Origin of the sequence: Pseudomonas sp. NPDC079086, from assembly GCF_044542155.1 — a bacterium.
Lineage (GTDB): Bacteria > Pseudomonadota > Gammaproteobacteria > Pseudomonadales > Pseudomonadaceae > Aquipseudomonas.
In genome coordinates this window covers 825,452-851,230 of the sequence record NZ_JBITTY010000001.1, presented here as the reverse complement: position 1 = coordinate 851,230, position 25,779 = coordinate 825,452, and the positions used below count along the sequence as shown (strand labels likewise).

Genomic DNA, 25,779 nt, shown 5'->3' with positions numbered 1-25,779 from the left:
ACCTCGGGCGAGGTCGGTTACGCGCCGACCTCGCCACTTTCCAATTTGCGCCAGAGCAGGCGCACCGAAGCCTTGCGTACCAAAGCGCAGCGGTACAGGCGAATTTCCAGCGGCACCTGCCACTGCTCATTACCGCACACCACCAACTCGCCTCGCGCCAGCTCGGCAGTCACTGATAAGCGCGGCACCCACGCCACGCCCATACCTTGTAACGCCATGCTTTTCAGGCTGTCGGCCATCGCCGTTTCGTACACCGTGGTCGAACGCAGCGCGCGTTGACGCAGCAGCAAATTCACCGAGCGCCCGAGAAAAGCGCCAGCGGTATAAGCCAGCAGCGGCACGCTCTGACCACTGTTGAGATCAAACAGCGGCGCGCCATCCTCAGCCACGGCACAGACCGGCAACATCTCGGTACGGCCCAGGTGCAACGAGGGAAATATCTCCGGATCCATCTGTAGCGCAGCGTCCGGGTCGTAGTAGGCAAGAATCAGATCGCAAGCGCCTTCGCGTAGCGAGTGCACCGCCTCACCGACGTTAGTGGCAACCAGCCGAGTGGTCAGCGGTAAACCCTCACGGCGCAAACGGGCAATCCACTCGGGGAAAAAGCCCAAAGTCAGCGAGTGCGCAGCGGCGATTTGCATCACCTCACCCTGCTGACCTTCGAGGTTATGCAGGTGACGCACCACTTCGCCCAGCTGCTCGACCATGCTCCTTGCCGTGACCAGAAACAGCTGGCCAGACTCGGTCAGCTCGACCGGCGTGCAGCTGCGATCCACCAGGGTCAGGCCGAGCATATTTTCCAGGCTGCGAATACGCCGACTGAACGCCGGCTGGGTAACGAAGCGCTTTTGCGCCGCCTGGGAGAAACTGCGGGTGGCGGCCAGGGTGACAAAGTCTTCCAGCCATTTGCTTTCGAGGTTCATCGTCACTCCTGCCTATGTAGGGTAGATAACGCTGTTTTTATCCACCCGCCTGACCACATACGGTGTGGTGGAGGGGTAACGCGCCTCCACCCTACGTCCGCCGACAATTCGGCGTCACGCCAACGTTATGCCGATTATGCATGACCCAGCGTTTAACAGCATTGGCCAGTATCAGGCCGCACCCCATAACCTACGGGACATCGCGGCATATGCCGCATTTCCTGAGATGACCTTGATCATGTCCGCTGCTGCATCCACTCGCCTCGAAAAAGACCTGCTCGGCACCCTCGACGTCCCGGCTGACGCCTATTACGGCATTCAGACCCTGCGCGCCGTGCAGAACTTCCGCCTGTCCGGCGTGACGCTGTCGCATTACCCGAAACTGGTCGTGGCCCTGGCCATGGTCAAGCAGGCGGCCGCCGACGCCAACCGCGAGCTGGGCCATCTGTCTGCTGCCAAGCACACCGCGATCAGCACTGCCTGCGCACGCATCATTCAAGGCGAGTTCCACGATCAGTTCGTGGTCGACATGATTCAAGGCGGGGCCGGCACCTCGACCAACATGAACGCTAACGAAGTCATCGCCAACATCGCCCTTGAAGCCATGGGCTTTGAGAAAGGTGATTACAAACAGCTGCACCCGAACAACGACGTGAACATGGCGCAGTCGACCAACGACGCCTACCCCACCGCCATCCGCTTGGGCTTGCTGCTCGGCCACGACAGCCTGCTCACTGCCCTGGACAAGCTGATCCAATCGCTGTCGAAAAAGCAGCTGGAGTTCAGCCATGTGCTGAAGATGGGCCGCACCCAGTTACAAGACGCCGTGCCGATGACCCTCGGTCAGGAGTTCCGCGCCTTCGCCACCACCCTGAGTGAAGACCTGCAACACCTCAAGCTGCTCGCCCCAACCCTGCTCACCGAAGTGAACCTGGGCGGCACCGCGATTGGCACCGGGATCAACGCTGATCCGCAATATCAGCTGTTGGCGGTCAAGCGCCTGGCAATCATCAGTGGCCATCCGCTGACTCCGGCCGCCGACCTGATTGAAGCCACCTCGGACATGGGCGCCTTCGTGCTGTTCTCCGGCATGCTCAAACGCACCGCAGTCAAGCTGTCGAAGATGTGCAACGACCTACGCCTGCTGTCCAGCGGCCCGCGCACCGGGATCAACGAGATCAATCTGCCGGCACGCCAACCGGGCAGTTCGATCATGCCCGGCAAGGTCAACCCGGTCATCCCGGAAGCGGTCAATCAGGTGGCCTTTGAAGTGATCGGCAATGACCTGGCCCTGACCATGGCAGCCGAAGGCGGCCAGCTGCAGCTCAACGTGATGGAGCCGCTGATCGCCTACAAGATCTTCGACTCGATCCGCCTGCTGACCCGCGCCATGGATATGTTGCGTGAGCTGTGCATCGACGGCATCACCGCCAACGAAGAACGCTGCCGCGAGTTGATGGAAAACTCCATCGGCCTGATCACCGCCCTCAACCCTTACATCGGCTACGAAAACGCCACACGCATCGCCAAGGTCGCACTGGAAAGTGGTCGCAGCGTGCTGGAATTGGTGCGCGAGGAGAAGCTGCTGGGCGACGCCGAGCTGGCCGACATCCTCCGTCCCGAGAACATGATCGCGCCGCGTCTGGTACCGCTAGCAGGCTGATCAACAGAGCAATACAACGCGCCGCTTCCGCAAGGACCGGCGCGTTTTTTTAGCCATGTATCAGGCCTTGATGCCGGGTACAGAGTTTGCCGCCCTGTCTAGTGTGCGGCACCGCTCAAGGCTGCATAGACAGCCCCACAATAACGATAATTCGGGTGATAACCATGAGTCAGAGCACTACCTTTTCCTTAGGCTTCCTGCGGCGCATGCCGCTGTGGCAGCAAATCCTGATTGGCCTTGGCCTCGGCGTACTTACCGGCATGCTGTTCAAGGCCGACGCACTGGTGCTCGCGCCCATTGGCACGCTGTTTCTCAATGCGATCAAGATGCTTATCGTGCCGCTGGTGTTTGTTTCGCTGGTGGCCGGTATTACCGCCATGAGTGACAGCGCCAAACTCGGCCGCATCAGCGTTAAAACCATTGCAATCTACCTGGTCACTACCGCATTTGCGGTAAGCATTGGCTTGCTGTTCGGTGCCCTGTTTGCGCCAGGCGAAGGCATGAACATGGTCGCCAGCGGCATCCAGGAAACCAAGCAGGCACCCTCTCTAGTGCAGATCCTGGTTGGCCTGGTGCCGACCAACCCGGTAACAGCCTTCGCCGAGGGCAATATTCTGCAGATCATCGTGTTCGCCATCGCCCTGGGCGTGAGCATGAATCTGATTGGCGAAAAAGCCGCACCAGCGGTCAAGCTGTTCGACAGCCTGGCCGAGGTCTTCTACAAACTCACCGACCTGGTGATGCGCTGCGCGCCTATCGGCGTGTTTGCCCTGATCGCCGGTGTGGTCGCCTCCCACGGCATTGAAGTGTTGCTGCCATTGGCCAGCGTAATCGGCGTCATTTACCTAGCCAGCATCGCCCATATGCTGCTGGTGTATGGCGGCCTGCTGGCCATGCTCGCGCGCCTCAGCCCGCTGCGTTTTTTCAAAGGTGTAGCGCCAGCTCTGGCCGTGGCCTTCAGCACCTCAAGCAGCGCCGGCACCCTGCCGGTGTCGATTGAATGTGCGCGCAAGAACCTTGGAGTATCGCAAGGTGTGGCCGGTTTCGTGCTGCCGGTAGGTGTCACTATCAACATGGATGGCACCGCTATCTATCAAGGTGTATTGGCGCTGTTTATTGCCCAAGCCTTCGGCGTCGACCTCAACGGCGGCCAGTACCTGATGATTATCCTCACCGCTACCCTGGCCTCGATCGGCACCGCCGGCGTACCGGGCGCGGGACTGATCATGCTTGGTCTGGTACTGACCTCGGTGGGCTTGCCGCTGGAAGGCGTGGCACTGATTGCCGGTATCGACCGCATCCTCGATATGGCCCGCACCACGGTGAATGTGGCCGGTGACCTGATGACCACCACCCTGGTCGGCCGCAGCGAGAATGAGCTGGATCAGAGCATCTATAACAGCGACAACGTGCAATAACGCGGCGCTGCTCACGGGCAACACCCGCACACGGACGTGCGGGGCTTTTGCGCCAACCCGGCGCAGCGGCACTGCCGGCAGGACCCGGCAGCCAACGAGATGCCTACCGGCATCCAGGGCATACCAATAAAAACAACCACACAGGGTGACCCCATGAACGCATTCGACCCCGGTCGTCTCTCTCCGCCAGGCAGCAGGCCATCCCCGCTGCCCTAGTGCCTGAATAGCCCGTTCAGTCGGCTCGGTGGCGAATCTTCCTGCGGCGGTTTATGGCATGCCATTAGCCGTCGCGGGGTTTCTGTGTCGGCGCACAACCCTCGCCACCGACCGACTGCACAGGCTCCCAGCACACGGAACACCCGTGCCGTCCGCCAGCGTCGCCCTACCCGGGCGGCGCTGCGGCGTCATCATCATTAATCCCCCGATAAATACAAAAAAGGGAGAGACCCCATGCTCGATATTCTCAATGACCTGATCTGGAGCAAGCTGCTGATCGTGATGCTGATCGGTCTTGGCTTGTACTTCACCATCGCCTCGCGTTTCGTCCAGTTTCGTTACTTCGGCAGCATGTTCCGTATCCTTGGCGAGGCCTTTGAACGCCAGCCGGGTCAACTCAGCTCGTTCCAGGCACTGATGCTCTCGGTGGCAGGTCGTGTCGGTGCCGGCAACATCGCCGGCGTATCCGTCGCCATCATGCTCGGTGGCCCTGGCGCAATCTTCTGGATGTGGGTCGTAGCACTGGTCGGCATGGCCACCAGCTACTTCGAATGTTCCCTGGCGCAACTGTACAAGCGCCGTGAAGACGACGGCACCTACCGTGGTGGCCCGGCCTTCTATATTCAGCACGGCCTCGGCCAGCGCTGGTTGGGCATCGTCGTATCGATCCTGCTGCTGGTGACCTTCGGTTTCGGCTTCAACGCCGTGCAATCGTTCACCGTGGCCAGCTCGATGCACGACACCTTCGGCCTGCCGACCTATGCCAGCGGCGCGATTCTGACCGTGGTAATGGGTCTGATCATCTTCGGTGGCATCAAGCGCATCGCCAAGTTTGCTGACGTACTGGTACCGGTGATGGCCTTCTCTTACATCGCCATGGCGCTGTTCGTAATCGGCAGCAATGTTGACGCCATCCCGGCCACCTTGGTGATGATCGTTAAGAGTGCCTTCGGTCTGGAGCCAGCATTTGCCGGCGGTATCGGCGCGGCAATCCTGATGGGCGTGAAGCGCGGCCTGTTCTCCAACGAAGCAGGTCTCGGTAGTGCACCAAACGTCGCGGCTGTTGCCGAGGTCAAGCACCCGGTTGCACAGGGCATCGTGCAGTCGCTCAGCGTATTTATCGACACCATCATCCTGTGCAGCTGCACCGCGCTGATCATCCTGCTGTCCGGCGTGTATCAGCCGGGCACCGAGATGGCCGGCGTCGTGCTGACCCAGACCGCTGTCGCCAGCGTTGTCGGTGAGTGGGGCCGGGTGTTCGTTACCGTGGCGCTGCTGCTGTTTGTGTTCACCACCCTGATTTACAACTACTACCTCGGCGAAAACGCCCTAGGCTTCTTCAGCAAGAAGCGCGGCCCGGTGGTGGTCTACCGTGTGCTGGTGGTGGCGTTGGTCCTCTGGGGCTCGGTACAGGATCTCGGTACGGTGTTCGCCTTCGCCGATGTGACCATGGGCCTGCTGGCCATCTGCAACCTGGTCGCCCTGGTGCTGCTGTTCAAGGTTGGTCTGCGCCTGATGCGCGATTACGACAGCCAGATCAAGGCCGGCGTTGAGTCGCCGGTGCTGGACGCGAAGAACTTTGCCGACCTGGATCTCGACCCCGCTGTCTGGCAGCACACGCCAAACCAGCCCCCGCTCAACGCGCACCAACAGCGTTGATCTGAATACGCCCAGGCCCTTGGCCTGGGCGTTGTTGTTTATGTCATAGGCCCCGCGCGGCCAGTTGGCAGGCGCGGGACTCTCCGTACAAGTGGAGTGCCAGACCATGCGTCATTTCCTTTGCACCGCGCTGTTGTCCTGCCTGCTGTTCAGCCCCCTTAGTCAGGCGCAGTTGCCGCCTGACTACAAGATGGTGCTGCTAACTGAAAACTTCCCACCCTTTAACATGGCCGAGAACGGCAAAAACTTCGCTCGCGACGCCAATATCAAGGGCATCAGCGCCGATATCGTGCGCGAGATGTTCAAGCGCGCGGGCATCGATTACAGCCTGACCCTGCGCTTCCCCTGGGACCGCATCTACCAACAGACCATGACCAAGGCCAACCACGGCCTGTTCTCCACCTCCATGAGCGAGGCGCGCAAGCCGCTGTTCAAGTGGGTCGGCCCGATTGCCCAGTATCAGAGTGTGCTGGTCGGACGCACAGACCAACACCCAGTCGTTGCTAACCTGGAGTCGGCAAAAACCTATCGCATCGGCGCCTACCAGAGTGCGGCCGTCAGCCAACATCTGGAGCGTCTGGGCTTCACCACGCAGAACGCCCTGCGCGACCAGGAAAACATCCGCAAGCTGCAACGCGGGCAGATTGACCTGTGGGCCACCTCCGATCCGGTCTGGCGCGTCTATGCACGTGAGCAGGGCGTCAGCGACCTGGAAGTCGTACTCAGTTTCAACACCTCAGAGCTGTACCTGGCACTCAACAAAGACACCCCCGACGAAGTTGTCACACGCCTGCAAGCGGCGTTGGAACAGATGCGTACAGAAGGTTTCGGCCGTTGCGCCCAGCACCCGGAGCAGTGCTAAACCCCACGCCCCGAGCCTGCCACGTCCAGATGCCAAGCCTTACGCAGTTGCTGTAAGGCTTGGTCAATCTGCGCCTCAGGGACTGCAGCAAAGCCCAGCACCAGGCCGGCGCGCGCATCCTCGGGGGTGGCGCTGTCCGGCAGCCAATAACTGCTTAGCCCGTTCAACTCAACGCCGACGCGCTCAGCGGCGGCGATCAGTTGGCGCTCGCGGGGCAGGCTGTCGACCCGCACGCACAGGTGCAAACCGGCCTCCACCACCGGCAGCGGCGCGCAGCCCGGCACGTCAACAGGCCATCCTGCCAGCAGTGCATCACGCCGACTGCGAGCGGCCGCGCGCATGCGGCGGATATGCCGCTGGAAGTGCCCGGCAGCGATAAATTCAGCCATCACCGCCTGGGTACCAATCTCGGAATGGCGCATGTCCACGGCGCGGCGCTGGGCAAAAGCTTCGGCCAGCGCCGGCGGCAGCACCAGATAACCGAGGCGCAGCGCCGGAAAGGCGATCTTGCAGAAGGTGCCGACGTAGAGCACCCGGCCCTGCCGGTCGAGGGCGGCGAGCGGTGCCAATGGCGTGCCGCTGTAGCGGTATTCGCCGTCGTAGTCGTCCTCGATGATCAGGCCGTCATTTCGCTCGGCCCACTCCAGCAACTCCAGGCGCCGCGCCAACGACAGGGTGACGCCGGTGGGATACTGATGCGACGGCGTCAGGTAGACCAGCCGACAGCCCTCAACCTGCGCCAACGCGGCGGTGTCCAAGCCATCAGCATCCACCGCCACGCCGCATAGCTGCGCGCCAGCCACCGCCAAGGCATGACCCGCAGCACGGTAACCGGGGTTCTCCACCGCTACTCGATCACCCGGCGTCACCAATAACTGCGCGCACAGGCTGATGGCTTGCTGAGCGCCGCTGGTGACCACAATCTGCGCCGGATCGCAGTGCAAGCCACGGCTGTTGCGCAGGTAGGCGGCGATCAACTCGCGTAATTGCCAGTCGCCGGCCGGGTCGCCATAACCCAGCCGCGCCGGCGAGGGTTTGCGCCAGAAGCGCGCCGACAAACGCGCCCAGGTCTCGAACGGAAACAGATCAAAGGCCGGCACGCCGACGCGAAACGCCCGTGGCGGGCCGCTCAGCGCTGGGCTCAGGTGATGTTGCTGCAGCCGCTTTAGCGCGGCACTCTGCGCCACCGGTTTAGTCGCCAACGGCACGGGTCGGCTGACCGCACTCAGCTCAGCAACGTACGTGCCGTCACCCGTGCGGCCTTCGATATAACCCTCGGCGTAGAGCTGGTCGAAGGCACGGGTCACGGTGTTGCGGGAAATCGCCAATAGCTGCGCTAAGTCGCGACTCGCCGGCAACCGCGTGCGGCTTTGCAGGCGACCATCAAGGATGCGCTCACGCAACGCCTGATACAGCTGACGCGCCAGCCCCTGCTGCGGGTCGAGGCGGATACCGGAGAGGTCCACCGGTAATGGAGGTGCAGACGCGGCAGGCATAGAAATTGGCTCCAACGAAGTCGCAAGAAATGGATCTTACAACAGACCAATACACCACCTAGCATGGCTCCATCTCGCCAGGAGCTTACCTATGTACACGCCCGCCGCCTTTCGTCAGGACGACCTCGCCACGCTGCACCAGCAGATGCGCGCCTGCCGCCTGCCCACGCTTGTCAGCCACGGCAGCCAGGGCTTGCTCGCCAGTCACCTACCGCTGCTGTTAGTGCCTGACGAAGGTGAGTACGGCACGCTCTACGGTCACTTCGCTCGCGCCAACCCACAGTGGCGCGACCTGGCCGAAGACAGCGAAGTGCTGGTGATTTTTCAGGGGCCGGAGGCCTACATCAGCCCGTCGTGGTACGCCGCCAAAGCCGAGCACGGCAAGGTGGTGCCGACCTGGAACTACATCAGCGTGCAGGCCCATGGCCGCGCTGAGGTATTCGACGACGCCGAGCGCTTGCTGCAACTGGTCAGCCGCCTCAGCGCGCTGCACGAAGCCGAGCGCCCGCAACCCTGGGCGGTAAGCGATGCGCCGCGTGAGTACATCGACAGCATGCTGCGCGCCATCGTCGGCTTCGCCCTACCGATTAAGCGCCTTGAAGGTAAATGGAAACTCGGGCAGAACCGCAGCAGCGCCGATCAAGTCGGCGTACGTGAGGGCCTGACCGCCAGCAGCGACGCGCGCGACCGCGAGCTGGCAGCACAGATGCGCAACGATCACCCAGCCAAGGAGGCCTTATGAACATTGAAATTCGCCCAATCAGCGCCGCTGACCACGCAGTCTGGCTGCCGTTGTGGCAGGGCTACCTGCAGTTTTACCAAAGTGAGTTGCCCGCCGAGGTCAGCGCCACAACCTGGCAACGCTTTCTCGATCCGAGCGAACCCACCCATGCAGCCCTGGCCTGGTGTGACGGTCAGGCTGTGGGCCTGGTGCAGTGGATTTTCCACCGATCCAACTGGTCGGTGGAGCACAGCTGTTACCTGCAGGATTTGTTTGTCACCGGCGGCCTGCGCGGCAGTGGTGTCGGTCGCCAGTTGATCGAGCATGTCTATGCTCAAGCCCGCGCCGCCGGCGCTTCACGGGTGCACTGGCTGACCCACGAAAGCAACACAGACGCCATGCAATTGTACGAGCGCATCGCCGAGCGTTCCGGATTTCTGCAATACCGCAAACTCTTCTAATAGGACCGCCCCATGAGCCTTACGCCGCACCTCAACTGGACAGCCGTTGCCGCGCCCAGCCACGACACTCTGCAAGGGCGCACTGTGCGCCTCGAAGCGCTGGACCCAGCACGCCATGGCGACGACCTCTGGCAAGCCCTGCAAGGACCGGACGCCGACCCGCTGCTCTGGGATTACCTGCCCTACGGCCCCTTCAACGAACGCGCTGACTTCGATGCCTGGCTCAGCCGCAATGCCGCCAGCCAAGACCCGCTGTTCTTCGCGGTGGTCGAACAACGCAGCGGCCAGGTGCAGGGCGTACTCAGCTACCTGAGCATCGCCGCGGAGCATGGCAGTATCGAAATCGGCCATGTCTGCTTCGGCCGCGTGATGCAGCGCAGCGTGCAGGCTACCGAGGTGATCTATCTACTGGCCAAGCAGGCCTTCAACAACGGCTACCGCCGCCTGGAATGGAAGTGCAACAACGATAACGCACGCTCCAAGCGCGCCGCCGAGCGCTTCGGCTTTAGCTACGAAGGGCTATTCCGTCAGCATCGGGTGTTCAAGGACCGCAACCGCGACACCGCCTGGTATTCGATCATCGATAGCGAATGGCCAGCCCTGGCCAGCAACTATGAGCGCTGGCTGGCAGCGGATAATTTCGACGCCAATGGCCAGCAGCTCAGCGCACTGCGTCACTGACCGATACCTCGATCTCACACAGAGCGACTGTCACCGGGCTGGATCAGCTGTAACGATCCAGCTAGGCGCAACGCTGTTATTGCCAATCCAGCAACAGTGTCTTGCTCAACCGCTACTGTTTGCCATGCCGCCTCACACCTAGAGTGGCCACCTCCCGGTAACTGAGCGAATCGAGTGTGGCCATGAAGACTCACGTACAGAGCATCACCTACAGCCTACTAACAGCGCTCCTGCTGACTGCCGGCCAAGCCCAGGCGGCACTGGACAGCGCCAGCACGAGCCGTTTACAGGCGCTGGAAACGCAACCCGAATTAGCGGGAGAGCTGATTTATCGCGGCACCACCTATGCGCTGGCGGAACCTGATGGGCAGCCCTTGTTCCGCTATGAGCGGCGTTTGCTGACCGGGCCAACAGGCCTGACGGCAGCGCACCTGACCCGTAATCCAGAAGGTCAGCTGCTGATCGCTGAAACCGCGCAGGCCAGCGATGATTACCAATTGCAGCGGTTCACGACGCAGAACCGCCAGTCTGGGTTTAGCGGTGCCGTCGAGGTCAGCGGTGATGGCCGGACGCTGCACTACCTGCTGAATGACAATGGCAACGTCAGCCGTGCCGAAGAATCGCTTGATGCCCCGGCAGTCACCGGGCCCACACTGCACGGCTTTATTTTGAGTCACTGGGCACAGCTGCAAGACGGGCAGGAGGTACCGATCCGTTTTATCGTGCTCAAGGAGAAGCAGACTTACGGCTTTACCGTACGCCTGGAGCAACACTCGGCCAGCGAAACCCGCTTCACGATTACCCCGAGCAACCTGCTGATCCGCTGGTTTATTGCGCCGCTGCAGGTGGTGTTTGATAACGAGCGCAAGACGGTGTTGCGTTACACGGGACGGGTGCCGCCGCTGCACGAAGTCGACGGCAGCCTGAAGGACCTGGATGCGCGAGTGGAGTATGAAAGCGTGGCAGCCCGCTATCGCTAGGCTGACTCTGCCGGCAACCAGGGGTCAAGCAAATCGCCGCCGAAGCGCTCCACAAGAAAGTCGACAAATGCCCGGGTACGGGCCGGTACGTGTTTACGGGTTGGCATGGCGGCATACAGGTTGAGTGTGGTGCCGTGCCAATCCGCTAATACGCGCCGCAGACGACCCTCGCGCAGCGCGTGCGCGGCGACGAACGACGGCAAGCCAGCCACCCCCAAGCCAGCCAGTGCGGCGGCCAGAATCAGCTCTATTTGCTGGGTGGAGAGCACAGCAGCAGGCAATGGCAGGGTTACGCTATCGGCAGTGGTGCTTGCCGAGCCCTGCCGATACAGGGTCAGCTCACGGCGCAGAGCCGAGACCGCCGGCAGCAAGCCGTGATGCGTAAGCAAGTCTTCAGGTGTTTGCGGGCAACCATGTTCGGCCAGGTAGCCTGGCGCTGCGCAGATGATAAAGCGCGAACTGGCCAGTGGCCGCACCACGAAATCGCCCTGCAGCCCTTGCTGGCCGATGGACAGAATCGACACATCAAAATTCTCATCGGCCACATCCACCGGCCCTGGTGCGGCAATTTCCAGGCTGATGTGTGGGTAGCGCCGGTGAAAGTCTGGCAGTGCAGCGGCCAGTTGGTGCACTGCAAACGCAGGCGGACAGAGGACGCGCAGGTTACCGCTGGGCTGGCGGGTGGCGTTACCCGCCAGGGCATCAGCCTCATCCAGCTGCGCCAGAATGGTATTGGCGCGCAGCAGGTAAGTCTCACCAATCTCGGTCAACGCCAGACTGCGCGTACTGCGGTTAAGCAAGCGAGCGCCCAGGTGCTGCTCCAAATCGGCTACCGCCCGCGTCACCACCGCAGGGGCCAGATCGAGCGTGCGCGCCGCCGCCGCGAAGCTGCCCTCTGCAACCACTTTGCTCAGTATTCGCAGTGCGCGTAATTGATCCATGTCTGAGTCAGTCCACTCGTGTTGAAGGCTGCTTAACCTAGCGCTAGGACCATCATCGCCAGCCCAACGATGCCAGCCACCCAGACGGCACTGCGCAGATAGGTAATGCCCAGTATGTAGACGGGCAGATACACCAGCCGCGCCCAGATAAACACCTGTGCGCCCAAAAGCGCTTGTTCGCCGACACCGGCCAAGTGCGCCGTCAGGGCCAAGGCCAGAAACAGGATGAAATTTTCTTTGGTGTTGGCTGCGGCGCGCTCGGCACGCGCCCCCATGGGCGTAGCGGTGGGCAGCTTATCGCGGTTGCTTAGACCGGCCTGCATGCCTTGCAGCGTCCATTCCCGGTTGCGCAGTACGGCGCCGAGCACGATGGCAACGAAGGTCAACAGAGTCATGCAGACAACGACTTGCAGTAGCGGGGTCATGGTGCGGCTCCGATTTATGGTTTTTATGGGTGGAACACTTCAACGCTAACGCACAGTCACAACAATGGCTGAGCGACTTATTCGATCTCGAACAAGCCATTGCGAATTTGCGCCCCGGCCAGGCGCTGACGAATGTCGGCATCAATGCGTGGGTCATCCGGACTGTAGAGCATCACCTGACGGTAGGCATTAACCCGATTGATGTCATTGCCGAGAAACTCCCAGACCACCCGAGTGCAGGCTGGCGTGCGCAGGTCGCCGCTGGACACTCCGGTTTTCAAACCGTTGAGGCGACTGATGCGGCTTTTAAAGCTGGGAATCAGGATGGTCTGGGTCATCTCGTTGCCGGTCAGCGACTCGTAGTCGATCAGAAATAGCCGATCCTGCAGGTAAAACGCCGCGCCGAGGTAACGGCAGCGCACCCAGTCTTCCGCCTTGCCACTGGCTGCCCGCGAAGGTTCCTGGCGCTCCTGGCGCTCGAACAGAAAGCTGCCGCGCTCCTCACGCAGCTGCACCAGCGAGAGCAGAATCTGCCCCGGCACCGACATGCAGTTGGCGTACTCAAAGTAGTAACCGCAGTAGCGCGACAGGCTGCTGGAGTGCTCGCCCAAGGGCTGAAAAAACTCCAGCAAAGGGTCGCTGCTAATCCGCGCTTCCTGACTGCCGCTGCGTGCACCGATCAGGTCGGCGAACTGCTCGGCGGGCAGGCTCAGTTCGTAGGCTTCAACCCCGAAAAAATCGCAGATTCGCTTGAGGTTGTAGGCCGTCGGCCGGCTCTGTCCGTTGAGGTATTTATTGAACTGGGCCCGGTTGATTGCGAGCTTGCGGCATACCTCGGCAATCGAGCGGTAATGACTGCACAACAGCTTGAGATTGAGCCCTAGGTAGTCGGACATGAGGAATTTCCAGGTGATGCGAGCGGCGCGATTCTAGCATCAACTCGCATCAGCTCGCCGCCACCCGCGAAATTGCACGACAACCGCGTCTGCTCAACCATTCGGCCCCAGCCATATTTCCTTCACAAAACAACAAGAGAGACATCACTGCCATGCTCGATATTCTCAACGACCTGATCTGGAGCAAACTCCTGATCGTGATGCTGATCGGCCTTGGTCTGTACTTCACCATCGCCTCGCGTTTCGTTCAGTTTCGCTACTTCGGCAGCATGTTCCGTATCTTCGCTGAAGCCTTCCAGCGCCAGCCCGGCCAGCTCAGTTCGTTCCAGGCGCTGATGCTCTCGGTAGCCGGTCGCGTCGGTGCCGGCAACATCGCCGGTGTATCCGTCGCCATCATGCTCGGCGGCCCTGGTGCAATCTTCTGGATGTGGGTCGTAGCCCTGGTCGGCATGGCCACCAGCTACTTCGAGTGCTCCCTGGCGCAGCTGTACAAGCGCCGTGAACCTGACGGCGGCTATCGCGGCGGCCCAGCGTTCTACATTGAGCACGGCCTCGGCCAGCGTTGGTTGGGTATCGTGGTTTCGATCCTGCTGCTGGTGACCTTCGGCTTCGGCTTCAACGCGGTGCAGTCCTACACCGTTGCCAGCTCAATGCATGACACCTTCGGCATGCCGACTTATGTCAGCGGCCTGATCCTGACCGTAGTGATCGGTCTAATCATCTTCGGCGGCATCAAGCGTATCGCCAAGTTCGCCGACGTGCTGGTGCCAGTCATGGCGTTTGCCTACATCGCCATGGCGCTGTTCGTGATTGGCAGCAACGTTGACGCCATCCCGGCAACCCTGGTGATGATCGTTAAGAGCGCCTTTGGTCTTGAGCCTGCATTTGCCGGTGGTATCGGCGCAGCCATCATCATGGGCGTGAAGCGTGGCCTGTTCTCCAACGAAGCCGGTCTGGGGAGTGCGCCGAACGTCGCGGCTGTTGCCGAGGTCAAGCACCCGGTTGCACAGGGCATCGTGCAGTCGCTCAGCGTATTTATCGACACCATCATCCTGTGCAGCTGCACCGCGCTGATCATCCTGCTGTCGGGCGTCTATCAGCCAGGCATGGACATCGCCGGTGTAGTCCTGACCCAAACCGCCGTGGCCAGTGTGGTCGGCGAATGGGGCCGGGTGTTCGTCACCGTCGCCCTGCTGATGTTCGTGTTCACCACCCTGATCTACAACTATTACCTCGGCGAGAACGCCCTGGGCTTCTTCAGCAAGAAGCGTGGCCCAGTGCTGGTCTACCGCGTACTGGTAATTGCTCTGGTACTCTGGGGCTCGGTACAGGATTTGGGCACTGTGTTCGCCTTCGCGGACGTGACCATGGGCCTGCTGGCCATCGCTAACCTGGTTGCCCTGGCCCTGCTGTTCAAGGTTGGTCTGCGCCTGATGCGCGACTACGACAGCCAGATCAAGGCAGGCATTGAGTCGCCGGTGCTGGACGCGAAGAACTTCGCCGACCTCGACCTCGACCCAGCGGTCTGGGCTGCTCAGTCGCACAGCGCCCCGGCGCAGGCGAGCCATGCGGAAATCGGTAACAGCGTGCATCAGCGCTAACACGCTGCACAGGCTGTAAAAAACAGGGGGCTTGGCCCCCTGTTTTCTTATAAGAACAATGAAAACAGGGAGACCCCTGATGAGCTGCAAAAAACTCCTGGTGCTCTACACCGGTGGCACCATCGGTATGCAAATGAGCGCTACAGGCCTGGCACCTGCGTCCGGCTTCGAAGCACGCCTGCGCAACCAGCAACGGCTGGAAGCTCAACCACTGCCACAATGGTCTTTTGCCGAGCTGCTGCCGCCAATCGACAGTGCCAATATGAACCAGCACAACTGGCTGGCGATGGTCGCGGCAATTCGCGCCGGTATCGAGCAGGACGGCTGCGACGGTGTATTGCTGCTGCACGGCACCGACACCTTGGCCTACAGCGCCGCGGCTCTGAGCTTTCTTCTGCTCGGTCTATCGGTGCCGGTCATTCTCAGCGGCTCGATGCTGCCGGCCGGAGCCGAAGGCAGCGATGCCTGGGGCAACCTGTTCGGCGCCATGCGCGCACTGCAGGCCGGCGTAACGCCAGGTGTGCACCTGTATTTCAATGGTGCGCTGCTGCATGGCGCACGGGTCAGCAAGCTGCGCAGCGATGCCTTCGACGCCTTCCACGTGCTGCCGCGCCAGCGCCAGAGCCCGCGCGCCGAAAACATCCCCGCCAGCATCGACTATCGCCAGCCGCGCCAGCCGGTCAACCTGGCCGTACTGCCGTTTTACCCCGGCATTCAGTCCAGCCATGTACGCGCCCTGCTCGACAGCGGCATACAAGGCCTGCTGTTGGAATGCTATGGCAGCGGCACCGGGCCAGCGGATGATGCCGAACTGCTCGGCACGCTCAAGGCTGCGCATGATCGGGGCGTGGTAATGGCCGCGATCAGTCAATGCCCGCACGGCCATGTCGAGTTCGGCGTGTATGCCGCCGGCAGTCAACTGGCCAGCGCCGGGCTGATTTCCGCTGGCGGCATGACCCGTGAGGCGGCTCTAGGCAAGCTGTTCGCCTTGCTAGGGGCGGGCCTGACTCAAGCCGAAGTGGAACGCTGGTTTGCGCTGGATGTCTGTGGTGAACGCGCCGATTGAAGGCTGGGCTCTTGCAGCTAGGCTGTAAGGGCTTTACTAAACCAACGAGGTTGCCAGCATGCCCATCCGCATTCCCGTCGAAATCCGCCCGATAACCGACGCCGATCATGCCGCCTGGCTACCGCTGTGGCAGGGCTATCAGCGTTTCTATATGACCGATATTGCCGCTGCGACCAGCGACACCACCTGGCAGCGCTTCCTCGATCCGGCCGAACCGATGAACGCGGCAATGGCCTGGCATGACGGCCAGGCCATTGGTCTGGTGCACTGGATTTACCACCGTTCAACCTGGACCACTGGCGACTACTGCTACCTACAGGATCTGTTTATCAGCAAGGATGTGCGCAGCAGCGGCGCAGGTCGCAAGCTGATCGAGCACGTTTACCAACAGGCCAAGGCCCATGGCTGCTCGCGCACCTACTGGCTGACCCACGAAAGCAACAGCAAGGCCATGCTGTTGTATGAGCGCATCGCCGAGCGCTCGGGGTTTATCCAGTACCGTAAACTCTTTTAAGCCCCCTGACCTTCTGGTCAGAAATTCTGGCTGTGGTCTTGCCGCAGGTAAATTACGGCGCTATCTTCTGCGCCACGCCCGGCCACTAAGCCGCCCGCGCACCTGGATCAGCAGACAGGGTAAACACTGAGCTGGCTAACCTGAACCCACCTTCAGAGGAGCCAACTCAATGGCTGCTACACGTATCTGGATCAAGAATCCCCTCGCTATTTTTACCGCCAACACCCTCGACGCCGCCGGCGGCCTGGTGATTGAAGACGGGGTAATCAGCGAACTGCTCAAGGCCGGCCAACAGCCGTCCCTGCCCTGCGATCAGACCTTCGATGCCCGCGAGCATGTGGTTCTGCCGGGGCTGATCAACACCCACCACCACTTCTATCAAACCCTCACCCGCGCCTGGGGCCCGGTGGTCAATCAGCCGTTGTTCCCCTGGCTGAAAACCCTGTATCCGGTGTGGGCACGCCTGACCCCAGAGAAACTCGCGCTGGCCAGTAAAGTCGCCCTGGCCGAACTGTTGCTGTCCGGTTGCAGCACCGCCGCAGACCACCATTACCTGTTCCCCGGTGGCCTGGAAAACGCCATCGACGTGCAGGTCGAAGCGGTGCGCGAACTGGGCATGCGCGCCATGCTCACTCGTGGCTCGATGAGCCTGGGCGAAGCCGACGGCGGCCTGCCGCCGCAACAGACCGTGCAACAGGGCGAAGTGATCCTGGCCGACAGCCAGCGCCTGATCCAGCAGTACCACCAGCGTGGCGACGGCGCGCAGATCCAGATCGCCCTGGCGCCCTGCTCGCCGTTCTCGGTGACCCAGGAAATCATGCACCAGAGCGCCGAGCTGGCCGAGGAACTGGACGTGCGCCTGCACACCCACCTAGCGGAAACCCTCGACGAAGAGGACTTCTGCCTGCAGCGCTTCGGTCTGCGCACCGTGGATTATCTGGACAGTGTCGGCTGGCTCAGCTCGCGTACCTGGCTGGCCCACGGCATCCACTTCAACCCGGATGAAATCGAACGCCTCGGCGCAGCCGGCACCGGCATCTGCCACTGCCCAAGCTCGAACATGCGCCTGGCCTCCGGCATCTGCCCGACCCTCGACCTGGAAGCCGCCGGTGCGCCAATCGGCCTCGGTGTAGATGGCTCGGCGTCCAACGATGCCTCCAATATGATCCTCGAAGCGCGTCAGGCCCTGTATATCCAGCGCCTGCGTTACGGTGCCGAGAAAATCACCCCGGAACTGGTGCTGGGCTGGGCCAGCAAGGGTTCAGCCAAGCTGCTCGGGCGCAGCGATATTGGCGAACTGGCGGTGGGCAAGCAGGCCGACCTGGCCTTCTTCAAGCTCGACGAACTGCGCTTCTCCGGCAGCCACGACCCAATCTCGGCATTGCTGCTGTGCGGCGCCGACAAGGCCGACCGGATGATGATTGGCGGCCAGTGGCGCGTGATCGACGGGCAGATCGAGGGCCTGGATGTGGCCAAGCTGATCGCCGATCACCGTCAGGCAGCCAAGGAGCTGATAGCCGGCTAGTCCATCACCCAGGCACGGGCCAGGTGCCAAACACCAGGCGAAAAAAGACCGGCCTAAGAGCCGGTCTTTTTTATCGCCCGTATCAGTGCCACATGCCTTTGATCTGGCTCAGCGTCAGACCATTAATCAGGCAGTGGTTCGGATTGCCCTCTTGCCAATCCTTGACCACATGGCCGCCGAACTTGATCACGGTGGTCGTGTTGCCACTCATGTAGCCACCCCAGACCCGAGTGGTATCGGTCGCAATTAGCGCGGTGGCATTCTGACTGCCACTGTTGGCACAAAGCGCAGAAACTTGTACCAACCGATCATTAATATCGCGCTCCTCGTTCTTGTAGTTGCCATCTTTATTCGGGCCGAAGGCGTGCGCGTCTCCGCGTACGATCAGCATGCCCTTGGCAACGTCTTCGGCCTGCGCCGGCGATACGCTGCCTGCGCACAATGCGGCAAGCAGGATGCAAGCGGCGATATTTTTGTGGTTATTGAGAAAATTTTGCATGGTTGCAGCCCTCCATGGGCTAGGCAATTCGATTAATGCAGGGCCCGAACGTTTGCCCTGGCCCCGCGCTGATGTCACATCGCGATATCTTTGGCGTGGGTCTGACCCGGCCAGACGCCGGTCATCTCGATCTCGCGCTGGCCGGTCAGCCACTGGCCGAGCGGGTTAGGCCACTTGAAGTTGTACTTGTCGCTGTTGATCACACCCTTGAAGTTGATCTCGACGGCGATGTTGGTGGCGCTCAGCGGGATATTGCCGATGGTCTTGGACAGACCGCCGCTCAACGAGAACGACTCATGCTGCGGCCCTTGTGGGGTGTCGTAGCTCAGCTTGATATCGGTGATATAGGTGCAGCCCGGTTTGTTGTTGAACAGGATCTGCAGCGCACCCAGGCGGGTAATCCAGTTGGGGATCAGCAAGTTGCCGTCGTAAGAGGCGAAGGTGTAGGCAATCGGCACCGAGCCATTGGCCAGGCTATTCGGGGTGGTGGGCCAGAGGTGCTGGTCGATCTGCTTGGTCTCCTTGGAGGAGACAAACGAGCCCTTGCCGTTGGCACCGGCCAGCATGTCCTGCACCGCACCGGCCGAGCCGCTGATGGAAAAGGACGAGCTGTTGTCCTGAGAACCGATATTCAGGCCGCTATTGGCGTAGATCACGCTGGTGACCACGCCGAAACCCTGAGCGATATTACCGCTGCTGCCCATGCTCACTGCGGACGCCTGCTGGGCCATCCAGCTCAGGGTTTCCGGCTTGCTCAGTACGGTGAGGTCACTGATAAAGCTCTCGCTGGAAATGCCGAACTCCGATGCCATCGAGCCGACATTGGCGAACTCCCAGGTGATTTCCGTACCCGCGGTGATTTTGGTGCCGCTCTCCGGGTCAGTGGCCGAACCGTCCAGGTTGACGTTGGCCTGACTGCGCTTGACGTTGCTGGAAGACAGCTTCCACTGGTTAGGCACACCACGGCTGCTAACAGCGATGCCCGGCGTGGCTTCCTGCACCAAAGTGAAGTCGCCACTATCCGGAGACACAATACCGACTGCGCCGACCTTGAACTTGGGGTCGAGGGTCCAATTGCCCCAGTAAGCAGGACGGCCGGCGCGCAGAAGATCGGTAAACGTACGATTCCAATTCATGACTGTAATCCTTGCAGTTATCTAAATGGAGTGCACCGCAACTCATGTCGCGGCACGTACGCCGAATAAAGCAACTCGCTTGCAGCCCTGATGAGCCCCATGGAGTTAGTCGACGATTAAACTCTGGTGACTAACCGAATAACTGGGTATTGGGCAAATTCGGTATATATGGGGAAGTCTTTCCATCTCGGTTTATTACTTGGCAAGCGCTAACTTCCGAACCTCTCTGCTGCATCAGAAAGGATTGGCAATGTGCTTACACCACGCGAATTTCAGGCTCTTTCACTTATCGCCCGCGGCTGCACCGACCGCGATATATCTGCACTGCTGTGCGTATCTCTGAGCACGGCCAGAAAGTATCGAGAGCACTTGCACACTAAACTTTCACTGAATAAATCTGCGCAGCTGGCTATTTATTATCTAGAAACTTTTTCGGCACTTGAATCAACCAATAAAAACCAACTAACAAACACCAGATTAAGTGACCGAGAGTTGCAGATCGTGCAGCTATTTGCCCAAGGACTGAGCGATAAGGAAGTTGCCCGCAAACTTGGCATCAGCGACCTGACCGTGCGCAAACACCGCAGTAATATGCAAAGCAAGCTGGCCACTTCGAATATCTGCGGATTGCTCTATGAGGCGGTGGCAAACGGTTGGCTGGCGCTACCGCTGGGAGAGCTCGCGAAAACGGACAACGCAGCTGATCGGGCAACGGCCGCAGCAGTTGGACAAGGCCACGGCCGGCTGCTTAGTTGGTATTCAGGCCGCTGCTAACGGTGACGGCCTTTGCCCGCCGTCCTGCCTGGAGCTACAGCATGAACAGACTACCCGCCCTCATTGCCCTTTTAACTGCCAGCGGTATGGCCCACGCCGCCAATCTGCCGGCATTCGAGGTCACGTGCCCAACCGACCTCAGCGTGCGTGCCAAGGCCGGCGGCCCGGTTTATTTGAACGATAAGCCGCTCGTTCTGCACAAGCTCAGCGAGCAGTTCTTCGAGGCCAAGGGTGAAGGTGTGACGCTGTCCATCAGCCTGAATGCCGATGGCTCACCGACGGTCTCCTACACCGGTAAACAAGGTGCCAATGGTATCTGCGAAAAGACCGAGGAAGAGGCACCAGTAGCTGACGAATCAGCGGAGCCAATGGCCGACTGATCATTCGTAGGAGCGGGCTATGCGCGCCTCAGAATACTGACCAGCCGATCCGCTCGCTTAGCAGTTCCAGAGCCTTGATACCGGCCAGGGAGTTGCCGGCAGCATTCAGCTCCGGCGACCACACGCACACGCTGAACCGCCCCGGCACCACAGCGACAATGCCACCGCCAACGCCGCTCTTACCCGGCAGGCCAACGCGGTAGGCAAAGTTGCCCGCCTCGTCATACAGGCCGCTGGTGGCCATGATCGCGTTGACCTGTTTGCTCTGCCGCGCCGTCAGAATCTGCTCACCGCTGTGCTTGCAGAAGCCGTCGTTAGCCAGAAAGCAGAAGGCGCGCGCCAAATCAGCACAACTCATGCGCAGCGCGCAGTAACTGAAATAGCTGCGCAGCACCGCCTCCACGTCGTTATGGAAGTTGCCGAAGGATTGCATCAGGTAAGCCGCCGCCGCGTTGCGTGCGCGGTGCTGGTATTCCGAGTCGGCGACCCGGCTGTCGACCAGCACCTCAGGATTGCCGGCCAGGCGCCGAACAAAATCGCGCATCGACAGCACTGGCGCAGCAAAGCGCGACTGATTGATATCGCAGATCACCAGCGCACCGGCATTGATAAACGGATTACGTGGGCGGCCACGCTCGAACTCCAATTGCACCAGCGAGTTGAATGGCTGGCCAGATGGCTCATGACCCAGGCGCTGCCAGATATCCTCGCCGGAATGCTGGATAGCCTGCACCAGGCTGAATACCTTGGAAATGCTCTGCACTGAGAACGCCGTATCAGCATCACCGGCGCAGTATAAATCGCCGTCGTTGCTGTACACCGCGATGCCCAGTTGCTGCGCCGGCACATCGGCCAACGCCGGGATGTAATCGGCCACCTTGCCCTGCCCGATCAGCGGGCGGACTTGATCCAGAATTTCATTCAACAGCGCTTGCATGCTTAGGTCCACAGCCGCGCCCAGACGCCCGGGCTCTGTGGCTAGACGCTTACCGGAGGGCGCTAATCACAGCCAGCCTCGGAAAACTTTGCAGGTGCACCAGCGGTACAAGCAAACCCGATAAAAACTGGGTATATTTGCGCCCCCGCGCGGCTGGCCATTGGCCAGATCGACGCCCGCTCGTGAATGTTCACGGATGACCACAAGGATCGACACACATGCCCGTATACCGCCTCAGCGCCTTACTGCTCATAGCCCTAGCCAGCGTAGGTTGCTCCACTGGCGCCTGGTTTAAACTGCCAGAAAACAGCACCCTGGTGATCAACGAACGGCCGGCGAAGAACAACCAGGGGCTAGTCCGCAGCCGCCCCTTCTCCTGGGGGGCCAGCGCTGGTATCCCTTACCGCATCGAAGACAGCCAGGCCAATACCATCCGTTCTGGCAAATTGAAGAGTCGCTTCCGAGTGGCCTCGATTTTTTGGCCACCGGTCGGCATTGCCTACTGGCCCATGGGTTTCGGCCAACGCTGCTTTGATCTGACCGGTGAAGTGCCACAGACCTGCACCTATCAAGATCTGCTGGAACTGCGCACAGCCCACCGCCTGAGCCGCTAGAACTTTTCCGCGCGCAGCACTTCTACCTGGGCCAGGTAACAGACCATGGCGAAATTGGCGTAGTAACGCGCCTGTAGATGGGCTGCGATGCGTTCGGCGACATCGCGGGTGCAGATGATCTCCACGCGAATATTGCCTTCAGTGTCCCAGCCGGCGCTGCGCACGCCGCGACCACCGCGGCCACGGGCGTCGGAGATGGTCCAGCCCGGCGCGCCAAGCTGTTCCAGATCAGCCACCAGTTTTTTCTCCAGCGCGGCTTCACAGATTACGGTGAGCAGGGTGCGGATGTGCGCGTCCATTTCAGAGCCCCCAGGCCAGCAGCTGTTCGGCCAGCATCAGATACAACGGGATGCCGACGATGATATTGAAGGGAAAGGTAATGCCCAATGAAGCCGTCAGCGACAGCGACGGGTTGGCCTCGGGCAATGCCAGGCGCAAGGCCGCAGGCACCGCGATATAAGACGCCGACGCCGCCAGCGTGGCGAGCACCGCCGTACCGCCCAGGCTCAGGCCCATAAAGCGGCCCAGCAGCGCGCCGATCACCGCACCCAACAGCGGCATCAGCAGCGCAAAGCTCAGCAGGCGCAGGCCGAACTGGCGGAGTGCGCCGAGCTGGCCAGAGGCGATCAGGCCCATCTCCAGCAGGAACAGCGCCAGCACCGGCTTGAACATGCTGGTGTAGAACGGTTCCAGCGGTTTGATCGCCTCCTTGCCGGCAACCGCACCAATAATCAGGCCGCCGAGCAGCAGCATGATGCTCTTGCCGAGGAAAATTTCCCGGCCCAGTTCGCCCCAGTCGGTGTCGCGGGCAATACCCTTGGCCAGCAGGATGCCGACCAAAATCGCCGGGATTTCCAGAATGGCGACAAACAGCGGCATATAGCTTTCGAACTCGATGCCTTTGGCCAGCATGTAGGCCACCACCACGGCGAAGGTACCGGCGCTGACCGAGCCATAGTGCGCCGCCACCGCCGCCGCGTTGATCCGGTCGAACCCCAGACCGCGCAACACGGCAAAAGCCAGCAGCGGCAACGCCACGCCCAGGCCCAGCACCCAGGCCGCCTGACCGAGCAACTGCCAACTGGCTTGCTCGGCCAGTTCCACACCACCGTGCAGCCCGATGGCCAACAGCAGAATGATCGACAGCGTCTCATACAGCGCTGGTGGCAGCTTCAGCTCGCTTTTCAGCAAACCGGCCAACAGACCGAACACAAAGAACAGCACCACCGGATCCAGACTCACCGCGCATTGCTCCTGTATTGAACTGCAATTAAGACGCTCGCCGCGTCACCATCTGCTCGAATAAAAGGTCATGCCCCCACCACGCGTTGTGCTGATACCCGCAGTTTTGCCCAGTCTCCTGCTGAGAACAGCAGAACCCTGCACAGCGGGGCATAACCGAAAAAAAGGAGCCGTAGGGCTCCTAGGGGACTCAGGCAACAAGTACCTATGCACTTGGCCCAAAACCCTTGCCGGCGCCGCTCAACAGCAGCGCCAGCGGTGTAAAAAGAAGCCCCAAAAAAACCATTCAAATGCCTGTTCAAACAGCCGGGGCTTCCGAGGTTAACCTTCGATTTCCACCAGCACATCACCCGGATTGACCCGGTCGCCCTTGACCACATGCACCGCCGTCACGGTGCCGGCAATCGGTGCCTGCACTTCGGTTTCCATCTTCATTGCTTCGCTGATCAGCACTGCCTGACCGGCCTTGACCGTGTCGCCGACCTTAACCAGCACATCGACGATATTGCCCGGCATGCTGGTACTGACATCGCCCGGCGCGCTGGCCTGCTTACGCTTGCCGCTGGCACCTGCGACGAAATCATTCAGCGGCTCGAACACCACCTCTTCCGGCATACCGTCGATAGACAGGTAGAAGTGGCGCTTGCCATCGCTCTTCACGCCAACACCGGTGATGTCGACGCGGTAGCTTTCGCCATGCACATCCACCACAAACTCGGTCGGCACGCCTTCACCACCAGCCGGGGCCATGCCGCCGGCTTCCGGGATCGGCAGTAGCACTTCTGGGGTCAGGGTGCCGGCGGCACGCTCTTCAAGGAATTTGCGCCCGATATCCGGGAACATGGCGTAGGTCAGTACATCTTCTTCGGATTGCGCCAGGCTGCCGATCTCTTCGCGCAGCTTGGCCATTTCCGGCTTGAGCAGATCAGCCGGGCGCACTTCGATCACGTCTTCGCTGCCAATCGCCTGCTTGCGCAGCTGCTCGTTGACCTTGCCCGGCGCCAGCCCATAACGGCCTTGCAGGTAGAGCTTTACCTCATTGGTGATGGTCTTGTAGCGCTCGCCGGCGAGCACGTTGAACACCGCCTGGGTGCCAACAATCTGCGACGTCGGGGTAACCAGCGGCGGGAAGCCAAGGTCTTCACGCACACGCGGGATTTCCGCAAACACTTCGTTGATGCGATTCAGCGCGCCCTGCTCTTTGAGCTGGTTGGCCAGGTTGGACATCATTCCGCCGGGCACCTGATTGACCTGCACGCGGGTGTCCACGGCGGTGAATTCGCTTTCGAACTGGTGGTACTTCTTGCGTACGGCATGGAAGTACAGACCGATTTCCTGGATCAAAGCCAGGTCGAGGCCGGTGTCGTATTCACTGCCCTTGAGCGCGGCGACCATCGACTCGGTGCCAGGATGGCTGGTACCCCAAGCGAAGCTGGAGATCGCCGTATCGATATGATCAGCCCCAGCCTCAATCGCCTTGAGTTGGCACATTGAGCCCATACCGGCGGTGTCGTGGCTGTGGATAAACACCGGCAGGTCGACGTCCGCCTTCAACGCACGAACCAGATCAGCAGTGGCGTAGGGCGTCAGCAGACCAGCCATATCCTTGATCGCGATGGAGTCGATGCCCATGGCCTGCATGGCCTTGGCCTGCTTCACGAACGCCTCGACGGTGTGCACCGGACCGGTGGTGTAGGCGATGGTGCCCTGAGCATGTTTGCCGGCCGCCTTCACCGCCTCAATGGAGACGCGCAGGTTTCGCACATCGTTCATCGCATCGAAGATGCGGAACACGTCGATACCGTTAACCGCCGCCTTGGCTACGAAGGCTCGTACCACGTCGTCGCTGTAGTGCCGGTAGCCAAGCAGGTTCTGGCCGCGCAAGAGCATCTGCAGGCGGGTATTGGGCAGGCCGGCCTTGAGTTTGCGCAGACGCTCCCACGGGTCTTCCTTCAAGAAGCGCACACAGGAATCGAAGGTCGCGCCGCCCCAGACTTCCAGCGACCAGTAGCCGACCTGGTCGAGCTTGGCGCAGATCGGCAGCATGTCGTCCAGGCGCATGCGCGTGGCGATGATCGACTGGTGAGCGTCGCGCAGGATGGTATCGGTGACGGTGATTTTTTTGTGCGTAACGGGCTTGCTCATATTC

26 protein-coding genes are annotated in these 25,779 nt (G+C 60.9%); 15 read left to right on the top strand and 11 right to left on the bottom strand.

What is annotated here, in order from left to right; all coding sequences use genetic code 11:
* Positions 1-17: 17 nt before the first annotated feature.
* Positions 18-923 (bottom strand): LysR substrate-binding domain-containing protein, encoded by a 906-nt coding sequence (locus ACIGEK_RS04100; RefSeq protein ID WP_397492075.1) that lies wholly within the window; start codon positions 921-923, stop codon positions 18-20.
* A gap of 238 nt (positions 924-1,161) precedes the next feature.
* Between ACIGEK_RS04100 and aspA the strand changes: the two genes are divergently transcribed.
* From aspA to ACIGEK_RS04080, 4 genes are all read left to right on the top strand, one after another.
* On the top strand, positions 1,162-2,586 hold the full coding sequence (gene aspA / locus ACIGEK_RS04095; RefSeq protein ID WP_397492074.1) for an aspartate ammonia-lyase: 1,425 nt from the start codon (positions 1,162-1,164) through the stop codon (positions 2,584-2,586).
* Between the two features lie 164 nt (positions 2,587-2,750).
* Positions 2,751-4,004 carry a dicarboxylate/amino acid:cation symporter gene (locus tag ACIGEK_RS04090; RefSeq protein WP_397492073.1) on the top strand — a complete coding sequence of 418 codons (1,254 nt, stop codon included), beginning with the start codon at positions 2,751-2,753 and terminating at the stop codon, positions 4,002-4,004.
* 450 nt (positions 4,005-4,454) lie between these two features.
* Positions 4,455-5,879: an alanine/glycine:cation symporter family protein gene (locus ACIGEK_RS04085; RefSeq protein WP_397492072.1), complete on the top strand. Its 1,425-nt coding sequence runs from the start codon at positions 4,455-4,457 to the stop codon at positions 5,877-5,879.
* Positions 5,880-5,985: 106 nt separating this feature from the next.
* Positions 5,986-6,741 (top strand): substrate-binding periplasmic protein, encoded by a 756-nt coding sequence (locus tag ACIGEK_RS04080; protein WP_397492071.1) that lies wholly within the window; start codon positions 5,986-5,988, stop codon positions 6,739-6,741.
* Here the strand turns inward: ACIGEK_RS04080 and ACIGEK_RS04075 are convergent.
* Positions 6,738-8,237 (bottom strand): PLP-dependent aminotransferase family protein, encoded by a 1,500-nt coding sequence (locus ACIGEK_RS04075; RefSeq protein ID WP_397492070.1) that lies wholly within the window; start codon positions 8,235-8,237, stop codon positions 6,738-6,740. The genes ACIGEK_RS04080 and ACIGEK_RS04075 overlap by 4 nt on opposite strands.
* A gap of 91 nt (positions 8,238-8,328) precedes the next feature.
* On the opposite strand from ACIGEK_RS04075, the gene ACIGEK_RS04070 reads away from it, so the two are divergent.
* The 4 genes from ACIGEK_RS04070 (at position 8,329) to ACIGEK_RS04055 (ending at position 11,080) form a co-directional block, all read left to right on the top strand.
* Positions 8,329-8,979 carry an FMN-binding negative transcriptional regulator gene (locus ACIGEK_RS04070; RefSeq protein WP_397492068.1) on the top strand — a complete coding sequence of 217 codons (651 nt, stop codon included), beginning with the start codon at positions 8,329-8,331 and terminating at the stop codon, positions 8,977-8,979.
* On the top strand, positions 8,976-9,419 hold the full coding sequence (locus ACIGEK_RS04065) for a GNAT family N-acetyltransferase (protein ID WP_397492067.1): 444 nt from the start codon (positions 8,976-8,978) through the stop codon (positions 9,417-9,419). The genes ACIGEK_RS04070 and ACIGEK_RS04065 overlap by 4 nt, the downstream gene beginning before the upstream one ends.
* Before the next feature lie 12 nt (positions 9,420-9,431).
* The gene (locus ACIGEK_RS04060; RefSeq protein ID WP_397492066.1) at positions 9,432-10,100 is read left to right on the top strand and encodes a GNAT family N-acetyltransferase; all 669 of its coding nucleotides are present in this window, start codon (positions 9,432-9,434) and stop codon (positions 10,098-10,100) included.
* Positions 10,101-10,282: 182 nt separating this feature from the next.
* Positions 10,283-11,080 carry a hypothetical protein gene (locus ACIGEK_RS04055; protein WP_397492065.1) on the top strand — a complete coding sequence of 266 codons (798 nt, stop codon included), beginning with the start codon at positions 10,283-10,285 and terminating at the stop codon, positions 11,078-11,080.
* Here ACIGEK_RS04055 and ACIGEK_RS04050 read toward each other — a convergent pair.
* The 3 genes from ACIGEK_RS04050 to ACIGEK_RS04040 form a co-directional block, all read right to left on the bottom strand.
* On the bottom strand, positions 11,077-12,021 hold the full coding sequence (locus ACIGEK_RS04050) for a LysR family transcriptional regulator (protein WP_397492064.1): 945 nt from the start codon (positions 12,019-12,021) through the stop codon (positions 11,077-11,079). The two genes, ACIGEK_RS04055 and ACIGEK_RS04050, sit on opposite strands and share 4 nt — an antisense overlap.
* A 32-nt stretch (positions 12,022-12,053) precedes the next feature.
* A complete protein-coding gene (locus tag ACIGEK_RS04045; RefSeq protein ID WP_397492063.1) occupies positions 12,054-12,446 on the bottom strand; it encodes an MAPEG family protein in 393 nt (130 codons plus the stop codon).
* Between the two features lie 77 nt (positions 12,447-12,523).
* Positions 12,524-13,342, bottom strand: coding sequence for a helix-turn-helix domain-containing protein (locus ACIGEK_RS04040; protein ID WP_397492062.1), 819 nt, complete (start codon positions 13,340-13,342; stop codon positions 12,524-12,526).
* Between the two features lie 152 nt (positions 13,343-13,494).
* On the opposite strand from ACIGEK_RS04040, the gene ACIGEK_RS04035 reads away from it, so the two are divergent.
* The 4 genes from ACIGEK_RS04035 to ACIGEK_RS04020 all read left to right on the top strand — a co-directional run bounded on the left by ACIGEK_RS04035 (position 13,495) and on the right by ACIGEK_RS04020 (position 18,048).
* On the top strand, positions 13,495-14,943 hold the full coding sequence (locus ACIGEK_RS04035; protein ID WP_397492061.1) for an alanine/glycine:cation symporter family protein: 1,449 nt from the start codon (positions 13,495-13,497) through the stop codon (positions 14,941-14,943).
* A 79-nt stretch (positions 14,944-15,022) separates the two neighbouring features.
* Positions 15,023-16,009 carry an asparaginase gene (locus tag ACIGEK_RS04030; protein ID WP_397492060.1) on the top strand — a complete coding sequence of 329 codons (987 nt, stop codon included), beginning with the start codon at positions 15,023-15,025 and terminating at the stop codon, positions 16,007-16,009.
* A gap of 58 nt (positions 16,010-16,067) precedes the next feature.
* Positions 16,068-16,523, top strand: coding sequence for a GNAT family N-acetyltransferase (locus ACIGEK_RS04025; protein ID WP_397492059.1), 456 nt, complete (start codon positions 16,068-16,070; stop codon positions 16,521-16,523).
* A 169-nt stretch (positions 16,524-16,692) separates the two neighbouring features.
* Positions 16,693-18,048 (top strand): 8-oxoguanine deaminase, encoded by a 1,356-nt coding sequence (locus ACIGEK_RS04020; RefSeq protein WP_397492058.1) that lies wholly within the window; start codon positions 16,693-16,695, stop codon positions 18,046-18,048.
* 82 nt (positions 18,049-18,130) lie between these two features.
* Here the strand turns inward: ACIGEK_RS04020 and ACIGEK_RS04015 are convergent, their stop codons facing one another.
* Positions 18,131-18,547, bottom strand: coding sequence for a hypothetical protein (locus tag ACIGEK_RS04015; RefSeq protein WP_397492057.1), 417 nt, complete (start codon positions 18,545-18,547; stop codon positions 18,131-18,133).
* 74 nt (positions 18,548-18,621) lie between these two features.
* On the bottom strand, positions 18,622-19,683 hold the full coding sequence (locus ACIGEK_RS04010) for a hypothetical protein (protein ID WP_397492056.1): 1,062 nt from the start codon (positions 19,681-19,683) through the stop codon (positions 18,622-18,624).
* 252 nt (positions 19,684-19,935) lie between these two features.
* Here ACIGEK_RS04010 and ACIGEK_RS04005 point away from each other — a divergent pair, with 252 nt between their 5' ends.
* Positions 19,936-20,457 carry a response regulator transcription factor gene (locus ACIGEK_RS04005; RefSeq protein WP_397492055.1) on the top strand — a complete coding sequence of 174 codons (522 nt, stop codon included), beginning with the start codon at positions 19,936-19,938 and terminating at the stop codon, positions 20,455-20,457.
* Between the two features lie 41 nt (positions 20,458-20,498).
* Complete coding sequence (locus tag ACIGEK_RS04000; RefSeq protein ID WP_397492054.1) at positions 20,499-20,837, top strand: hypothetical protein; 339 nt, start codon at positions 20,499-20,501, stop codon at positions 20,835-20,837.
* A gap of 28 nt (positions 20,838-20,865) precedes the next feature.
* On the opposite strand, the gene glsB is transcribed toward ACIGEK_RS04000, so the two are convergent.
* A complete protein-coding gene (glsB, locus tag ACIGEK_RS03995; RefSeq protein ID WP_397492053.1) occupies positions 20,866-21,774 on the bottom strand; it encodes a glutaminase B in 909 nt (302 codons plus the stop codon).
* Positions 21,775-21,992: 218 nt separating this feature from the next.
* Here glsB and ACIGEK_RS03990 point away from each other — a divergent pair, with 218 nt between their 5' ends.
* Positions 21,993-22,388 (top strand): hypothetical protein, encoded by a 396-nt coding sequence (locus ACIGEK_RS03990; RefSeq protein ID WP_397492052.1) that lies wholly within the window; start codon positions 21,993-21,995, stop codon positions 22,386-22,388.
* Here the strand turns inward: ACIGEK_RS03990 and ACIGEK_RS03985 are convergent.
* From ACIGEK_RS03985 to oadA, 3 genes are all read right to left on the bottom strand, one after another.
* The gene (locus ACIGEK_RS03985) at positions 22,385-22,687 is read right to left on the bottom strand and encodes a DUF3240 family protein (RefSeq protein ID WP_339409191.1); all 303 of its coding nucleotides are present in this window, start codon (positions 22,685-22,687) and stop codon (positions 22,385-22,387) included. The genes ACIGEK_RS03990 and ACIGEK_RS03985 overlap by 4 nt on opposite strands.
* A gap of 1 nt (position 22,688) precedes the next feature.
* Complete coding sequence (locus ACIGEK_RS03980) at positions 22,689-23,630, bottom strand: sodium-dependent bicarbonate transport family permease (protein ID WP_397492051.1); 942 nt, start codon at positions 23,628-23,630, stop codon at positions 22,689-22,691.
* A 321-nt stretch (positions 23,631-23,951) separates the two neighbouring features.
* On the bottom strand, positions 23,952-25,775 hold the full coding sequence (gene oadA, locus ACIGEK_RS03975) for a sodium-extruding oxaloacetate decarboxylase subunit alpha (protein WP_397492050.1): 1,824 nt from the start codon (positions 25,773-25,775) through the stop codon (positions 23,952-23,954).
* Positions 25,776-25,779: the final 4 nt, after the last annotated feature.

Coding starts and splice junctions, on each gene's coding strand:
- ACIGEK_RS04100 (WP_397492075.1), bottom strand. CDS start 923: ATGAACCTCGAAAGCAAATGGCTGGAAGACTTTGTCACCCTGGCCGCC.
- aspA (WP_397492074.1), top strand. CDS start 1,162: ATGTCCGCTGCTGCATCCACTCGCCTCGAAAAAGACCTGCTCGGCACC.
- ACIGEK_RS04090 (WP_397492073.1), top strand. CDS start 2,751: ATGAGTCAGAGCACTACCTTTTCCTTAGGCTTCCTGCGGCGCATGCCG.
- ACIGEK_RS04085 (WP_397492072.1), top strand. CDS start 4,455: ATGCTCGATATTCTCAATGACCTGATCTGGAGCAAGCTGCTGATCGTG.
- ACIGEK_RS04080 (WP_397492071.1), top strand. CDS start 5,986: ATGCGTCATTTCCTTTGCACCGCGCTGTTGTCCTGCCTGCTGTTCAGC.
- ACIGEK_RS04075 (WP_397492070.1), bottom strand. CDS start 8,237: ATGCCTGCCGCGTCTGCACCTCCATTACCGGTGGACCTCTCCGGTATC.
- ACIGEK_RS04070 (WP_397492068.1), top strand. CDS start 8,329: ATGTACACGCCCGCCGCCTTTCGTCAGGACGACCTCGCCACGCTGCAC.
- ACIGEK_RS04065 (WP_397492067.1), top strand. CDS start 8,976: ATGAACATTGAAATTCGCCCAATCAGCGCCGCTGACCACGCAGTCTGG.
- ACIGEK_RS04060 (WP_397492066.1), top strand. CDS start 9,432: ATGAGCCTTACGCCGCACCTCAACTGGACAGCCGTTGCCGCGCCCAGC.
- ACIGEK_RS04055 (WP_397492065.1), top strand. CDS start 10,283: ATGAAGACTCACGTACAGAGCATCACCTACAGCCTACTAACAGCGCTC.
- ACIGEK_RS04050 (WP_397492064.1), bottom strand. CDS start 12,021: ATGGATCAATTACGCGCACTGCGAATACTGAGCAAAGTGGTTGCAGAG.
- ACIGEK_RS04045 (WP_397492063.1), bottom strand. CDS start 12,446: ATGACCCCGCTACTGCAAGTCGTTGTCTGCATGACTCTGTTGACCTTC.
- ACIGEK_RS04040 (WP_397492062.1), bottom strand. CDS start 13,342: ATGTCCGACTACCTAGGGCTCAATCTCAAGCTGTTGTGCAGTCATTAC.
- ACIGEK_RS04035 (WP_397492061.1), top strand. CDS start 13,495: ATGCTCGATATTCTCAACGACCTGATCTGGAGCAAACTCCTGATCGTG.
- ACIGEK_RS04030 (WP_397492060.1), top strand. CDS start 15,023: ATGAGCTGCAAAAAACTCCTGGTGCTCTACACCGGTGGCACCATCGGT.
- ACIGEK_RS04025 (WP_397492059.1), top strand. CDS start 16,068: ATGCCCATCCGCATTCCCGTCGAAATCCGCCCGATAACCGACGCCGAT.
- ACIGEK_RS04020 (WP_397492058.1), top strand. CDS start 16,693: ATGGCTGCTACACGTATCTGGATCAAGAATCCCCTCGCTATTTTTACC.
- ACIGEK_RS04015 (WP_397492057.1), bottom strand. CDS start 18,547: ATGCAAAATTTTCTCAATAACCACAAAAATATCGCCGCTTGCATCCTG.
- ACIGEK_RS04010 (WP_397492056.1), bottom strand. CDS start 19,683: ATGAATTGGAATCGTACGTTTACCGATCTTCTGCGCGCCGGCCGTCCT.
- ACIGEK_RS04000 (WP_397492054.1), top strand. CDS start 20,499: ATGAACAGACTACCCGCCCTCATTGCCCTTTTAACTGCCAGCGGTATG.
- glsB (WP_397492053.1), bottom strand. CDS start 21,774: ATGCAAGCGCTGTTGAATGAAATTCTGGATCAAGTCCGCCCGCTGATC.
- ACIGEK_RS03990 (WP_397492052.1), top strand. CDS start 21,993: ATGCCCGTATACCGCCTCAGCGCCTTACTGCTCATAGCCCTAGCCAGC.
- ACIGEK_RS03985 (WP_339409191.1), bottom strand. CDS start 22,687: ATGGACGCGCACATCCGCACCCTGCTCACCGTAATCTGTGAAGCCGCG.
- oadA (WP_397492050.1), bottom strand. CDS start 25,775: ATGAGCAAGCCCGTTACGCACAAAAAAATCACCGTCACCGATACCATC.